Origin of the sequence: Gottschalkia acidurici 9a, assembly GCF_000299355.1 — a bacterium.
GTDB classification, from domain to species: Bacteria; Bacillota; Clostridia; order Tissierellales; family Gottschalkiaceae; genus Gottschalkia; species Gottschalkia acidurici.
Map to the genome: position 1 here is coordinate 2,419,873 of NC_018664.1, position 14,259 is coordinate 2,434,131.

General features: G+C 30.5%; 15 protein-coding genes. 2 read left to right on the top strand and 13 right to left on the bottom strand.

All coding sequences use genetic code 11. The features are described 5' to 3' along the window. Window positions 1-3: 3 nt before the first annotated feature. From CURI_RS15920 to CURI_RS11575, 5 genes are all read right to left on the bottom strand, one after another. Window positions 4-165 (bottom strand): fluoride efflux transporter FluC, encoded by a 162-nt coding sequence (locus tag CURI_RS15920; protein ID WP_014968446.1) that lies wholly within the window; start codon window positions 163-165, stop codon window positions 4-6. Continuing rightward, entirely contained in the window at window positions 158-871 is a 714-nt protein-coding gene (gene ispD / locus CURI_RS11560) for a 2-C-methyl-D-erythritol 4-phosphate cytidylyltransferase (RefSeq protein ID WP_014968447.1), read from the bottom strand. The genes CURI_RS15920 and ispD overlap by 8 nt, the downstream gene beginning before the upstream one ends. A gap of 131 nt (window positions 872-1,002) precedes the next feature. Beyond that, entirely contained in the window at window positions 1,003-1,431 is a 429-nt protein-coding gene (locus tag CURI_RS11565; protein ID WP_228370423.1) for a YbaK/EbsC family protein, read from the bottom strand. A gap of 287 nt (window positions 1,432-1,718) precedes the next feature. Further along, window positions 1,719-2,816: a PIN/TRAM domain-containing protein gene (locus CURI_RS11570; protein ID WP_041701807.1), complete on the bottom strand. Its 1,098-nt coding sequence runs from the start codon at window positions 2,814-2,816 to the stop codon at window positions 1,719-1,721. 100 nt (window positions 2,817-2,916) lie between these two features. Next, a complete protein-coding gene (locus CURI_RS11575; protein ID WP_014968450.1) occupies window positions 2,917-3,393 on the bottom strand; it encodes a CarD family transcriptional regulator in 477 nt (158 codons plus the stop codon). 195 nt (window positions 3,394-3,588) lie between these two features. Here CURI_RS11575 and CURI_RS11580 point away from each other — a divergent pair, with 195 nt between their 5' ends. Further along, on the top strand, window positions 3,589-3,990 hold the full coding sequence (locus tag CURI_RS11580; RefSeq protein ID WP_014968451.1) for a nucleoside triphosphate pyrophosphohydrolase family protein: 402 nt from the start codon (window positions 3,589-3,591) through the stop codon (window positions 3,988-3,990). Window positions 3,991-4,096: 106 nt separating this feature from the next. Here CURI_RS11580 and disA read toward each other — a convergent pair whose 3' ends face one another. The 8 genes from disA to CURI_RS11620 form a co-directional block, all read right to left on the bottom strand. Beyond that, window positions 4,097-5,176 carry a DNA integrity scanning diadenylate cyclase DisA gene (gene disA / locus CURI_RS11585; RefSeq protein WP_014968452.1) on the bottom strand — a complete coding sequence of 360 codons (1,080 nt, stop codon included), beginning with the start codon at window positions 5,174-5,176 and terminating at the stop codon, window positions 4,097-4,099. A gap of 7 nt (window positions 5,177-5,183) precedes the next feature. Next, complete coding sequence (gene radA, locus CURI_RS11590; protein WP_014968453.1) at window positions 5,184-6,548, bottom strand: DNA repair protein RadA; 1,365 nt, start codon at window positions 6,546-6,548, stop codon at window positions 5,184-5,186. A gap of 151 nt (window positions 6,549-6,699) precedes the next feature. Beyond that, the gene (locus tag CURI_RS11595) at window positions 6,700-9,156 is read right to left on the bottom strand and encodes an ATP-dependent Clp protease ATP-binding subunit (RefSeq protein WP_014968454.1); all 2,457 of its coding nucleotides are present in this window, start codon (window positions 9,154-9,156) and stop codon (window positions 6,700-6,702) included. A 17-nt stretch (window positions 9,157-9,173) separates the two neighbouring features. Next, window positions 9,174-10,202: a protein arginine kinase gene (locus CURI_RS11600; RefSeq protein WP_014968455.1), complete on the bottom strand. Its 1,029-nt coding sequence runs from the start codon at window positions 10,200-10,202 to the stop codon at window positions 9,174-9,176. 11 nt (window positions 10,203-10,213) lie between these two features. Beyond that, the gene (locus CURI_RS11605) at window positions 10,214-10,729 is read right to left on the bottom strand and encodes a UvrB/UvrC motif-containing protein (protein WP_014968456.1); all 516 of its coding nucleotides are present in this window, start codon (window positions 10,727-10,729) and stop codon (window positions 10,214-10,216) included. A 33-nt stretch (window positions 10,730-10,762) separates the two neighbouring features. Then, entirely contained in the window at window positions 10,763-11,218 is a 456-nt protein-coding gene (locus CURI_RS11610) for a CtsR family transcriptional regulator (RefSeq protein WP_041701808.1), read from the bottom strand. Between the two features lie 282 nt (window positions 11,219-11,500). After that, on the bottom strand, window positions 11,501-12,694 hold the full coding sequence (locus tag CURI_RS11615; RefSeq protein ID WP_014968458.1) for a pyridoxal phosphate-dependent aminotransferase: 1,194 nt from the start codon (window positions 12,692-12,694) through the stop codon (window positions 11,501-11,503). Between the two features lie 319 nt (window positions 12,695-13,013). Further along, complete coding sequence (locus CURI_RS11620; RefSeq protein WP_014968459.1) at window positions 13,014-13,493, bottom strand: LURP-one-related/scramblase family protein; 480 nt, start codon at window positions 13,491-13,493, stop codon at window positions 13,014-13,016. A 188-nt stretch (window positions 13,494-13,681) separates the two neighbouring features. On the opposite strand from CURI_RS11620, the gene CURI_RS11625 reads away from it, so the two are divergent. Then, a complete protein-coding gene (locus CURI_RS11625; protein ID WP_014968460.1) occupies window positions 13,682-14,191 on the top strand; it encodes a flavin reductase in 510 nt (169 codons plus the stop codon). The last annotated feature ends 68 nt before the right edge of the window (window positions 14,192-14,259 follow it).

Here is a 14,259-nt window from a genome sequence, read left to right on the forward strand (position 1 = left end):
CTTCTATAATGTTCTGTTAACTGTTATTGTGCCTCCTAGAACGTTAACAAATAATGTTCCATATGGTATTTGAGTTCTAAGTAATTTACTAGCACTTATAGATATGCAATATCTTAATGAAGTTCCTATAAAACCTCCTAATCCTACACATAGTAACTTATACATTCTCAATCTCCTGCTTTAAAATACTTTCTGCAATATATAAATCTTCCGGTGTAGTTATCTTTATATTATCATAATTTCCTTCTATCATTTTAACTTTACCACCAAGTTTTTCAACCAACATACTATCATCTGTAACTAATAATCCTTCTTCTTTGCACCTTTCATGGGCTTTTAATATAAGTTCATAGGAAAAGCACTGCGGCGTATGAACTGCCCAAAGCGTATTTCTATCTGGTGTATCTACTATATTATTTTCTGAATCCACTACTTTTATAGTATCCTTTACTTTTACTCCAACTACACAAGCTTTGTGAGTCATAGTTTTTTCTATCATTTTATTAATGTCACTATCTCTTATAAATGGTCTTACTCCGTCATGTATGAGAACTATATTACATTTTGGATTAACTTTTTTCAATCCATTATACACAGAGTCTTGCCTTTCATTTCCTCCAGGTATAACACCTTTAACTTTTTTAAATTTATATCTTTCTATTACATTTGCCATGCAGTATTCTATTTCTTCTTCTCTAGTTACTATTATTATTTCATCTACATATTGATTGTTTTCAAACTTGTCTATAGTATATGACAATATAGGCCTATCTTTTAACAATAAGTATTGTTTATTTATACTAGATCTCATTCTTTTTCCCATACCAGCAGCTACAACTATCACTGATATGTGATTTCCTTTATAACTCATATTTTTTCACCTCTATGTTATTTATACTATACACTTAGAATTAGTTCAGCTTTTATAATTCTTTATATTACACAGTATATAATAGTTTTGAAGACTCAAAAATTAAATTATATCTTACTTGTATTTGATATTTATTGCCAATTCTTGCAAACATCAATCCATTCAATATATTTTGAGTACTTCTCTAATTCATCAATAGTCAGTTCAATAACACTATTACTACTACCACATGCAGGGAATACTTTATCAAATCTTTTCAACGATATATCAAGATAAACATCTACATTTTCATTTATACCAAATGGACAAACTCCGCCAATAGCATGACCTATAAAAGATTCTACTTCATCTGATGCAAGCATCTTTGCTTTTGTATTAAATTGAGTCTTAAATTTTGCGTTGTCAACTTTAGCATCACCAGCTGCAACGATTAAAATCGCTTTATTCTCTATCTTGAAAGACAGTGACTTGGCTATGCGTTCCGGCTCACATCCAATTGCCATTGCTGCTAATTCAACTGTCGCACTTGAAACTTCAAATTCTTGTATTCTATTCTCCATCCCCCATTGCTTAAAATACTTTCTAACTTTATCAATTGCCATTATAACTTCCTCCAGTGTATATATTATATAATTTTCATTCGCTACAGTAATTTAACTATAGGATATAAGTTGTAAAATTTTTCTACCATAATGATTTTATCACATTAGTTAGCCTTAATAAAGTAATCGATAAGATATAAGGACGATGAAAAAGCACAGGATATACTGTATATCCTGTGCTAGTACAAAAGAGATTAGAATTTCATTTTACTATATATCTCGTAAAAAATAATATTTTTAAATATTTATACTGCTTTGTTTACTACATTCTTAGGTTTTGCAAAAATCATTCTACCTGCTGCTGTCTGTAGTACACTCGTTACTAAAACCTCTATAGTTTTACCTATATAATCATTTCCACCTTCAACTACTATCATAGTTCCATCATCTAAGTATGCTACCCCTTGACTGGCTTCTTTTCCAGTTTTTATAACTTGTACTACCATCTCTTCTCCTGGTATAACTACAGGCTTTATTGCATTCGCTAATTCATTAATATTTAGTACTTCTACTCCATGAACTTCTGCTACTTTATTTAAATTATAATCATTAGTTACTACTTTTCCATTTATATGTTGTGCTAACTTTAAAAGCTTAGTATCTACTTCTGGTATATCTTCAAAGTCTTTTTCATGTATTATTATTTCTATATCTAATTCTTTTTGTATTTTATTAAGTATGTCAAGACCTCTACGTCCACGAGTTCTTTTAAGTCCATCTGAAGAGTCTGCTATACGCTGAAGCTCTGCTAGTACAAACTCAGGTATAACAAGAGGGCCTTCTACAAATCCAGTATTACATATATCAGATATTCTTCCATCTATAATTACACTTGTATCTAGTATTTTAGGTTTTATATTAGTTTGTTTTTTTGCATTTTTATCTTTTGCAAGATTTTTTCTAAAAGCATATATTATATTTGCAAAATCTTCTCTTTTTTTAGTAAGAACTTTTATACCAAGATATCCAAGAAGTATGTGTGAAATTATAGAAAGCGTAAAACCAATTCCATAAGGAATTTGTACTAACAGCTTACTTAATAAGTTAGCTATGTACAATCCGACAACTAGTCCAATTGCACCCAACACTATATCCGAAGCTGGAACACTTTGAAGCCTTCTTTCTATTTCATACATCATTTTCTTAGTAATGCTTATGATTTTACTTGATAATATAAAAGAAATTATTCCAAGAGCTAAACTTAATGCTATATAAACATATATAGAATAATCTGCAACTGCTAAGATTCCTAAAACACCCAATTTATGTGATAATGCTACTATTCCTACTCCTAAAATCATTCCCAATACTGTTATTGATATTTTGACCATTTTATCTATCATATTCTTTTTCACCTCCTCCTATATATATTTATTACCATATTAATAGTATATTATAACTAAATAGCAATATTTTTATAAAAAACAAGCGTCAACTAAGACGCTATTTGATTATTTCTTCTATTAAATTTTCTGCATCGTCGTGTCCTATTTCCTTAACTAAGACCATTTCACTAACTAACATTTGTTTTGCATTATTTAACATCTTTCTTTCTCCAGTAGATAGTCCCTTTTCTCTATCTCTTAAAACAAGATTTCTTACAACTCCAGCTATTTCGTAGATGTCTCCACTTTTTATTTTATCCATGTTCGCTCTATATCTTCTATTCCAGTTTTGTGACATATTGGTTTCATCGTCTGCTAGTACAGCTAATACCGTTTCTATTTCTTCATTGTCTATAATTTGTCTTATGCCTATATCCTCTACATTATCAGTAGGAATCATAACTTTCATATCGCTCATAGGCATTTTCATTATATAGTATTTTCTCTTTTTCCCTAAAATCTCTTTCTCCTCTAACGCTACTATAATACCCGCTCCATGCATAGGATAAACAATTTTATCTCCTATATTAAACATACGGCAAACCCCCTAAAATTTTAAAGACGTTATACCATCAAGTATACACGATTTACCTGCATTTGTCAAATCAATTATTTTATCATAGTTACTTAATACTTGTCAACTAATATTTCAATTGACAATCCTACTTCATAAAAAGTATAATTAGTGTAGAATAGAGTAATATTTTAAAGGGAAAGGATTTGATCTCTGTTGGAAAAAGAATTTCTTTGTGATAATTTGCAAAATAAAGTATCTGATATTTTAATAAGACACAAAAGTATCTTAGATATTATGACCAAGCTTGAAGAGTCTAACAGTAGAGTTAATCGTGCTATAGCAAAATCCGTTACTTCTTGTGGATGTGTTTCTATAGCAGCTGATAAGCAAAGTTGTCCTAGTGATAAGTATACTTTGAGCGAATCTAAAGATTTTTTTAAAGATCATATTGATGGGGATATGTGTGACAATTGTAAAGAAATAATAGAAAAAGAAATAGGCAACCATATGTTTTACATAGGTGCACTTTGTAATACCCTTAATGTTAATTTAGGTGATATAATATCTGATGAATTAAAAAAGCTCAATGCTTTAGGGGTATACTCTTTGCTATAAAGCTATATTTAACTACATCTCTTCGATTTATAGAATTTCTACTGATTATTGTCATCTTTATTATTGGAGAATATCTACGCCCCTCATTAATAAAGATGACATTTTTTTAAATATGCATATCTACTATGGATTGTTCTTGAAATCTTCTGAGTCCTTCTTTTATAGATCTAGCTCTTATTTCTCCAATTCCTTCAACATCATCTAGCTCTGATATAGATGCCTTAAGAATATCTTGTAGAGAACCGAAAACTTCAATTACATTCTCTAAAACAGTAGAGGGTAGTCTAGGTATTTTACTTAGAATTCTATAGCCTTTAGGATGTACATTTAAATCTAGGGAGTTTATTCCATCATCATATCCTAAAACTTTAGCTATAATATTAAGTTCTAATAAATCATCAGAGCTTAACCTCTTTATTTCCTTGTTTACATCATTATAGTCCTTATACTCACTATGAACATAGTAATCCCTAATTATATTTAAACCATCTTCTTCAGTGTTCCCTGTTAACTCTTCTAGTTGCATCTCGATAAGTCTTCCTTCATTTCCCAGCTCGATTATATATTTTTCTATTTCAACAACTACTCTCATAACCATTTCTGTTCTTTGTAATACCTTCGTTACATCAAAAACAGTAACTAGATTCTCAAACTCTAATGCACTTAAATTAGCCATCGCTTGATTTAAAACTACTTTATATTTTTCCAATGTTTGTATTGCTTGATTAGCTTTATTTAATATTTCATTTACATCTTTTAATACATATTTATGATTTCCTTTATAAACAGTTATTATATTTCTTCTTTCAGAAATAGCTATAACTAGCTTCCCTGTTTGCTTAGCAACTCTTTCTGCCGTTCTATGTCTTGTACCAGTTTCTCTAGATACTATTGAAGAGTCTGGAAGCATTTGAGTATTAGCAAATAGTATCCTCTTATTATCTTCACTTAATATTATAGCACCATCCATTTTTGCAAGCTCATATATGTTAGCAGGTGTAAATTCACTATTTATACTAAATCCCCCATCTACTATATCCATAACTTCTTCACTATCTCCAAATACTATAAGTGCACCTGTTTTAGCTCTTACTATATTTTCAAGTCCATCTCTTAGATATGTTCCTGGAGATATGCATTTTAAATGTTCTAATATACTGTCTTTTTTAGAATTTTCCTCTCTCATTACATAACTACCCTCCTAAAACTTTTCTTAAAGCATCTTCTATATTAGCTACCCCAATAACCTCTATACCTTTTATTTTTCCGAGTCCTTTAAGGTTTGCCATAGGCACTATTGCCCTTTCAAATCCTAACTTTGAAGCCTCTTTTATTCTATTTTCTATAAAGCTTATAGTTCTTAATTCTCCTGTTAGTCCTACCTCTCCCATTACTACCGTCTTAGAATCTACTGCTACATCTTTAAAGCTTGATGCTATAGCACATACTATACCTAGATCCATAGCAGGTTCTTTTATCTGAAGTCCACCTACTATATTTATATATGCATCTGAATTTTGTAGATGAAGTCCTACTTTTTTTTCTAAAACTGCTATCATTAGTACTACTCGATTATAGTCTATTCCTGTAGCTACTCTTCTAGGCATACCAAATAATGTATTGCTCACTAACGCTTGTACTTCTACTAACATCGGTCTTGTTCCTTCCACACTTGGAACTACTACTGTACCTGCTGTGTTTTGAGGTCTACCTGTTAAGAGCATTTCAGATGGGTTTTTTACCTGAACTAGTCCTATATCTCTCATTTCAAAGATTCCTATTTCATTAGTTGAACCGAACCTATTCTTTACCCCCCTAAGTAGTCTATAAGTGTTATGCCTTTCTCCTTCGAAATACAACACAGTGTCTACCATATGTTCCAATACTCTAGGACCAGCTATTGAACCTTCTTTTGTAACATGTCCTATTATGATACTTGCCATTTCTTTCGACTTTGATGTTCTCATTAATGCAGATGTAATATCCCTAACTTGACTTACACTTCCGGGTGCTGATTCTATATTAGGATTATATGCTGTTTGAATAGAATCTATTATTAGAATATCAGGATTTATCTTTTCTACTGTACCCATTATTATATCAAGGTTAGTTTCTGGTAATAAAAAGAGTTCATCTGACTTTATGCCAAGCCTATCTGATCTCATTTTTATCTGCTTTGCCGATTCCTCTCCTGATACATAAAGAGTTTTAAATCCCATATTAGATATGTTATTAGCTACTTGGACAGAGAGTGTTGACTTTCCGATACCGGGATCCCCGCCTATTAGAGTTAATGATCCCTTTACTATTCCTCCTCCTAAAACTCTATCGAGTTCATTTAAACCAGTCTTTATTCTTTCTTCATCTTCTGTTTTTATATCTACAAGTTTTTCAACTTTTACTTCTAGGTTTTGAGGCGAAATACTACCTTTAGATCTTGCATCATATATTTCCTCTACAAAGGAATTCCAGCTGTTACAAGATGGGCATTTTCCTAGCCATTTTAGGCTTTCATGCCCGCATTCTTGACAGCTATATCTATTCTTCAATTTAGCCACACAAAAAACCTCCTAATGTAACTATATAAAAAAACCTTACTAAACCATTATATTCTATAAATACCCTTATTTCAATCAATCTATATACTTAAATAAAAGCTGTCTTTTTTTTAACAAGACAGCTTTTATTTATTTAACTTTATATCTAGCTTTATACATTAACTATTCTTTTATTAAATACTAATTTTTCACCATCGAAATCTATTTCTACTGAATCATCTTTAGATATATTTCCTCTTAACATTTCTTCTGACAATTCGTTTTCTACTAGATTTCTTATTGCTCGCTCTAGTGGTCTAGCTCCATAGTCAGGATCAAAACCTTTCTCACCTATATAATCTCTAGCTTTTTCTGTAACTTCTATGTGTATATTTAATTTTTCCAATCTCTTTTCTAAATCTTTTACCATTATATTTACTATTTGTTTTATATGATCTTTATTTAGTGGATGGAATACTATAGTCTCGTCTATTCTATTTAAGAATTCTGGTCTGAATGTTCGTTTTAACTCTTCCATTATATTTTCTTTCATTTTTTCATACTCTTTTTTCTCAACTTTATCTTCACTTGGAGCGGAAAACCCTAGAGTATTTTGTTTTTTAATAGTACTTGCCCCAACATTAGATGTAAGAATTATAACTGTATTCTTAAAATCTACAACTCTACCTTTAGAGTCTGTAAGTCTACCGTCATCTAATAACTGTAGTAATATATTAAATACTTCTGGATGAGCTTTTTCAACTTCATCAAATAATATAACTGAATATGGTTTTCTTCTCACTTTTTCAGTTAACTGTCCACCTTCATCATACCCAACATACCCTGGAGGTGATCCTACTAACTTAGATACAGAATGTTTTTCCATATACTCTGACATATCTATTCTAATAACTGCATCTTCGTCACCAAATAGTGCTTCTGCAAGAGATTTTGTTAGATAAGTCTTTCCAACTCCAGTTGGTCCAACAAATATAAACGTTCCTATTGGTTTATTAGGATCTTTTAATCCTACTCTTGCTCTTCTAACTGCACTCGCTAAAGATTTTACTGCTTGATCTTGCCCTATTACTTTTTTGTGCAGTATTTCTTCTAAATTTAAAAGTCTTTCTGATTCTTCCATGCTCATTTTTTTAACTGGTATACCAGTCCAAGTTGAAACCACATGAGCTATGTCTTCATACACTACTTCTTTCTCAGAAGTATGTTTAGTTTGATTCCACTCTTCCTGTCTCTTCTCTAATTGTTCTTTTATACTTTTTTCTTCATCTCTTATTTTCGCAGCTTTTTCATAATCTTGAGTGTTTATTGCTTCTTCTTTCTCATGATTCAATTCTTCAAGCTTTCCTTCTAGTTCATTCAATTCAGGAGGCGGTGTAACAGATTTTAGTCTAATTCTAGATGCGGCCTCATCTATTAAATCAATAGCTTTATCTGGTAAATATCTATCTGTTATATACCTACTAGATAGTTCAACAGCAGCTTTCAAAGCTTCATCGCTTATATTTACTCTATGATGTGCTTCGTATCTGTCTCTAAGTCCTTCTAATATTTTAATTGTATCTTCTACACTAGGCTCTTCTACCATAACTGGTTGAAATCTTCTCTCTAGAGCAGGGTCTTTTTCTATATATTTTCTATATTCGTCTATCGTAGTAGCTCCTATAGTTTGAAGTTCTCCCCTAGCCAATGCTGGTTTTAATATATTAGATGCATCTATGGATCCTTCAGCTGCACCTGCACCTATAATAGTGTGCATTTCATCTATAAATAAAATTACATTTTTAGTTTCTATTAGTTCCTCCATAACTTTTTTAAGTCTTTCTTCAAACTCTCCTCTATATTTAGCACCCGCCACCATAGATGGTAAGTCTAGAGTAACTACTCTCTTATCCTTTAATAACTCTGGTACTTCTCCAGATACTATCTTTTGAGCTAACCCTTCTGCTATAGCAGTCTTTCCTACTCCTGGCTCTCCAATTAAGCAAGGGTTATTCTTAGTTCTTCTACTTAATACTTGTATTACTCTCTCTATTTCCTTGCTTCTACCTATTACTGGGTCTATTTTTCCTTCATTAGCAAGTACAGTCAGATCTCTTCCATATTCGTCTAGTGTAGGTGTTTTATTTAAGTTAGCATTATACTGTGAATTATTTGAATTTCCTTTTCCATAGTTTTGATTCAGCATACTAATAACCTCTTTTCTAGCTGTTTCTAAATCTATTCCTGAATTCCTTAATATTGCAGCAGCTACTCCTTCTCCTTCTTTTATAAGTCCTAGAAGTAAGTGCTCTGTACCTATATAGTTCTGTCCGAATGTTCTTGCTTCTTCAAAGCTAAGTTCAAAAACTTTTTTAGTTCTTGGAGTAAATCCTAAAACTTTAACTATTTCTTTTCCTTCTCCAACTGCTTCTATAACTTGAGCCCTTAAATCATCTAAATCTATTCCTATATTGATTAAAGCATTCGCCGCTATACCTTCTCCTTCTGCTACTAACCCTAAAAGTATATGCTCTGTACCTATATAGTTATGATTTAGTCTCTCTGCTTCTTCCTGGGCTAAATAGACAACCCTTTGTGCTCTTTCTGTAAACCTTCCAAAAGTGGCCATATAAAAAACCTCCCTATTTAATTATTTAACTTTTCTCTAATTAGTTCCGCTCGCTTAACGTCTCTCTCTGTAGTTGAAAGCTCTTTACCATAGATATTTTGTATATTTGCTGGCTGTGTGTCTATTATCAAGTTGTAAATAGTGTTTATATCTATCTGCTTTAGAATCTCCATACCTATTCCCATACAAATATCTGATAAAAAATTCATTGTTTCTTTTGAATTCAAAATTCTCGCATTTTGAAGTATACCCAATGATCTATATATTTTATCTTCTAATTCAATTTTTTTCGTACTTAATAATATTTTTCTAGATTCTTTTTCCTTATTTATAATCTGTATCACTATACCTTTCAACTTACTTATGATTTCTTCCTCTGATTCTCCTAAAGTAATTTGATTTGATATTTGAAATATATTCCCAAGTGAACCTGTTCCCTCTCCATAAATTCCTCTAACAGCAAGACCTAGTTGATTTACAGCCTGCAATATTCTATTTACATTTTTGGTCAGTACCAAACATGGCAAATGTACCATTACAGAAGCTCTTAATCCAGTACCTACATTAGTAGGACATGAAGTAATATATCCAAACTTGGAATCATATGCATAGTCTACACTTTCTTCTATAATATCATCTATATTGTTACAAATATTCCATCCTTTTTCCAAGTCGAGTCCAGAAAGTAAAACCTGAATTCTAACATGATCTTCTTCATTCATCATTATAGTAGCTTTCTCATCATTTTTTAGAAGAAAACTGCTTATTTGAGGTTTCTTTAATAAATCGGGACTAATTAAATGCTTTTCTACGAGCACATTTTTATCTAAGTTAGACATATCTTCTAATTTATATAGGGTAAACTCATCTTCAGGGATATTTGAATTTTTTAAAATAGCATTGCTAACCATATCCACAACTTTTTTTCCTTCTGATTCTTCTATATGTTGTGGTAGTTTCATTCCTTCTATATTTCTAGCAAGTCTTATTCTACTACTTATAACTATATCCCGTTCATCTCCACTTCCATCTAACCACTTATTCATCAATTCACCCCCTAATTATCCTCTAACTCTTTTTGCAACCTTTTTATTTCATCTCTTAAGTCTGCTGCTTTTTCAAATTCTTCATTTTTAACTGATAACTGTAGTTTATTTTTTAGTAAATCAATATCTTTTTTTATTCTTATTGCTCCTCCTGCCTTTCTAGGAACTTTTCCAATGTGAGTATCATGACCATGTATCTTCTTCAATAACGGACTTAGTCTTTCATGGAAGGAATCATGACAGTTACTACATCCAAATTTTCCAAACTTTCTAAACTGTTCATAAGTCATTCCACAATCTTTACATTTAATATCCTGTATATAGTTAGTAGTAACTTTCTCGTCTTTAGGCATATCTAAAAGTCCTGCTAATAAATTCTGTATTGAAAAAGATGAATCAAAATTAAAGTCAAATTCCTTATTATTACTCGCACAATCTTCACAAAGATGAACTTCTGTTGTGTCTCCATTTACGACTTTTGTCATATGAAATGTAGATGGTTTTTTACCGCAATTTTCACACATCATATTCTTCTACCTCCTTTTTCTTACAATTATAAATCAGCTTAAAAGTACAATTAGTATATTTTTAAGTATGTTTGCTCTCAATTCATTAGTATCTTTACATTCTCCAAGAGATCTATCTGAAAGTACTCCTTTTATAATCTTCCCTTCTCTTTCAGTTAATATATCTTCTTCTATAAAATTATCTATTAAACTAAAAGCTTTCGTTTTAGTTATAGAGTCCCCTATTATATTTAATATTAAATTATTAATATATTCATTATCATTTATATTAAGTCGTACAATTCTTATATAACCTCCACCACCACGTCTACTTTCTATATAATACCCTTTATCTGAAGTAAATCTCGTAGTCAGTACATAATTTATTTGTGAAGGTGCGCAGTCAAATTGCTGTGCTAATTCGTTTCTCTTTATTTCTATTATTCCATCGTCTGCACTACGTAACATAGTTTTTATAAACTCTTCTATTATATTACTGAGTCGTGCCAATTTTACCACTCCTTCTGACTTTGACCTTCTTTGCCCTTTATATATATTTTAATCTATTAAAAATATTTTTCAAGTCTTTTCTCATTATTTTTCACCCATTTTTTTAAATTTATACCCAATTTATATCAACTTTATTTCTATATGTTGGTTTATGAGCTCTTAATACTTATTATATGAGATTTATGTTATAGCTTTTCATAATAATTATAAAAATGCTCCCTTTAAAATATCAGACTTTTCTTTTTGTCTGTCTACTTCTAAAGGGAGCATTTCTTATTTTAATTATTTAATACCCTTAATTTCATCCATTAACTCCTTGAATTTTGGCAAAGCATTAATAATAGTTTCATAGGATACGCAGTAGGCAATTCTTACATAGCCTGGACATGCAAAAGCAGATCCTGGAACAACTAAAATATTGTATTTTTTCGCCATGTTAGCAAAATCAATATCTTTTTCAATAGGTGATTTTACAAACATGTAGAATGCGCCTTCTGGTTTTATACATTCAAATCCAACCTCTGTCAATCCTTTGTAAAGAACTTCTCTATTTTTGTTATAAGCTGCTACATTTACCTCTGCATCTATACATTTAGCTACTGCTCTCTGAAGCAATGATGGAGCATTGACAAATCCTAAAATACGATTTGCAACATTTGCAGCTGACAGTACATTTTCAAAATCATCTACAGTGTTTGGAATAACTAAATACCCTATTCTTTCACCAGGTAAAGAAAGGGATTTACTATATGAGTAGCCTACAATAGTGTTTTCAAAATATTTCGGAATATATGGAACAGTTATACCATCATACGCAAGTTCACGATAAGGTTCATCTGCAATAAGATAGATACTTGTTCCAAATTCTTTCTGCTTTTCTCTCAGGATATCTGAAAGTTCCTGAATTGTCTCTTCAGAGTAAATAACTCCTGTAGGATTATTAGGAGAGTTTATGATTACCGCCTTCGTCTTTGCCGTTATCTTCTCTCTAAATTCTTTAAGGTTTGGTTGGAAATTAACTGTATTTGGTGAAATGACTACAAGATTGCCATCATAGTTTGATACATAGCTTCTGTACTCACCAAAATAAGGAGCAAATACAATAACCTCATCACTAGGATTAAGAATGGTCTTAAGAGCTACATTAAGTCCACCAGCAGCACCAACAGTCATTATCAGGTTTTTTTCACTAAAATCCATTCCGAATCTCTTGTTTAAAGACTCTGCAATAATGCTTCTTACATCCTCGTATCCAGAATTATTCATATATCCATGAACATAAGTCGATGATTCATTATTTAGTATATCTATTATTGCCTGTTTTACCTCTTCTGGTGGTGCTAAATTGGGATTTCCAAGACTGAAATCATATACATTTTCTGCACCATGGATTGAGGCCAGTTTCTTTCCTTCTTCAAACATAGCTCTTATGAGCGAACTAGCTTCAACATATCCAACCATTTTCTTAGATATCATCTATATGCACTCCTCTTCAAAATTATTATTCCTAATACATGTGATATTATATATGCTATAATCCTATAAATTCCTGTGATGAAGGTATGGCATTTCTCCTTCATCACAGGAATCATATTTGTTTTATTATCTATTCTATTTTAACATAAAAATAATCTTTAGAGAAAAAATTAACAATATTTTGCCATATAAATCTAATAACTTATATAAGATGTTGATTTTAAAAACTTTTTTTCAAAGGATATAGGCTTGCTTCATTAAGAATAATATATATTATGGTTAGTAAATAAATGACTGAATATGATTACATATTGTTCTATTAATTATTATTATCATGTAGTACTTGATCTATAACTATAACTAGAGCTAATATAAACTCATCCTTTTCTCCTTCAGCTATGTTTACTGAATACGTGTCAGAAAATGATATATACTTTTTATCTACACTAGCTATCGGTCTTCCATTTCTATATATGCTAAAATTATAATCAAAAATATCTCCATCTATTTCAAAATTTCCATAATTACTTTCTATGTCAAATTTTGATTTAAAAAATGTAAGTTGTTTTTTTACTCTCGCTACTTGTATATCTCTTATATAAATATTGTATTCAGGTAAAAATTTAAATATCTTTTGTTCTATATATATTAGATGCTTTTCATTCATATCATATATATTTAGCTTATTTCCTATTGAAAATATTTTCCCTTCTACTTGAAAGATTGGTTTTCCAAATTCGTCTGTTATATTAAATATATCTCCAAGAGAAAATATTTTTTGTCTTACGATATATTTCACAATCTTCACCTCTCATTTTCTTTATAATAATATATACCTCTAGTATACAATATTATGTGATAAAAATTTTACATTTTAATTTTAAAATTAAAAGTAATTAGTTCTTTACTATGCAGATATCAATATTTCTGTTATAATTAGCCATAAATAACCATCAAAATAAATTTCTATTAAAAGGAGAATGTGCTATGTCTAATTTTATTGAAATCCAGCCAGAAAATTTTGATCAAAGCCCATTTAAACTTATAGGCAAAGACTGGATGTTAGTAACTGCAGAGCATAATGAAAAAGTTAATACAATGACTGCTTCATGGGGTGGATTTGGAGTAATGTGGTTTAAAAATGTTGCATATATTGTTATAAGACCACAGCGCTATACTAAAGAGTTTGTTGATAACTCTGATAGCTTTTCACTTACTTTTTTTGATGAAAGTTTTAGAAAACAACTTAGTTATCTTGGTACTGTGTCAGGTAGAGATGAAGATAAAATCAAAAAAGCAAATTTATCTGTTCTACATATAGACGATATACCTTATTTTGAAGAAGCCAATATAGTGATTTTTTGTAAAAAGCTATATTCACAAGAGTTTAAGCTAGAGTGTTTTGTAGACTCAAATTTAGACCAAAAGTGTTATCCAGATAAAGATCATCATATTTTATATATTGCAGAAGTTACAAAAATCCTTGTTAAAGACTAATTAACCTTTTTCATAATTGAAATTATTAACAATCTAAACTAATAAAAGGTAGTGAACAAGTAAAAAAC

What these genes read in the sequence shown, in the direction of transcription:
- CURI_RS15920 (WP_014968446.1), bottom strand. Translation starts at nt 165, where the DNA reads ATGTATAAGTTACTATGTGTAGGATTAGGAGGTTTTATAGGAACTTCA.
- CURI_RS11595 (WP_014968454.1), bottom strand. Translation starts at nt 9,156, where the DNA reads ATGGCCACTTTTGGAAGGTTTACAGAAAGAGCACAAAGGGTTGTCTAT.
- CURI_RS11625 (WP_014968460.1), top strand. Translation starts at nt 13,682, where the DNA reads ATGTCTAATTTTATTGAAATCCAGCCAGAAAATTTTGATCAAAGCCCA.
- CURI_RS11570 (WP_041701807.1), bottom strand. Translation starts at nt 2,816, where the DNA reads ATGATAGATAAAATGGTCAAAATATCAATAACAGTATTGGGAATGATT.
- ispD (WP_014968447.1), bottom strand. Translation starts at nt 871, where the DNA reads ATGAGTTATAAAGGAAATCACATATCAGTGATAGTTGTAGCTGCTGGT.
- CURI_RS11600 (WP_014968455.1), bottom strand. Translation starts at nt 10,202, where the DNA reads ATGAATAAGTGGTTAGATGGAAGTGGAGATGAACGGGATATAGTTATA.
- CURI_RS11575 (WP_014968450.1), bottom strand. Translation starts at nt 3,393, where the DNA reads ATGTTTAATATAGGAGATAAAATTGTTTATCCTATGCATGGAGCGGGT.
- CURI_RS11605 (WP_014968456.1), bottom strand. Translation starts at nt 10,729, where the DNA reads ATGATGTGTGAAAATTGCGGTAAAAAACCATCTACATTTCATATGACA.
- disA (WP_014968452.1), bottom strand. Translation starts at nt 5,176, where the DNA reads ATGAGAGAGGAAAATTCTAAAAAAGACAGTATATTAGAACATTTAAAA.
- CURI_RS11615 (WP_014968458.1), bottom strand. Translation starts at nt 12,694, where the DNA reads ATGATATCTAAGAAAATGGTTGGATATGTTGAAGCTAGTTCGCTCATA.
- CURI_RS11565 (WP_228370423.1), bottom strand. Translation starts at nt 1,431, where the DNA reads ATGGAGAATAGAATACAAGAATTTGAAGTTTCAAGTGCGACAGTTGAA.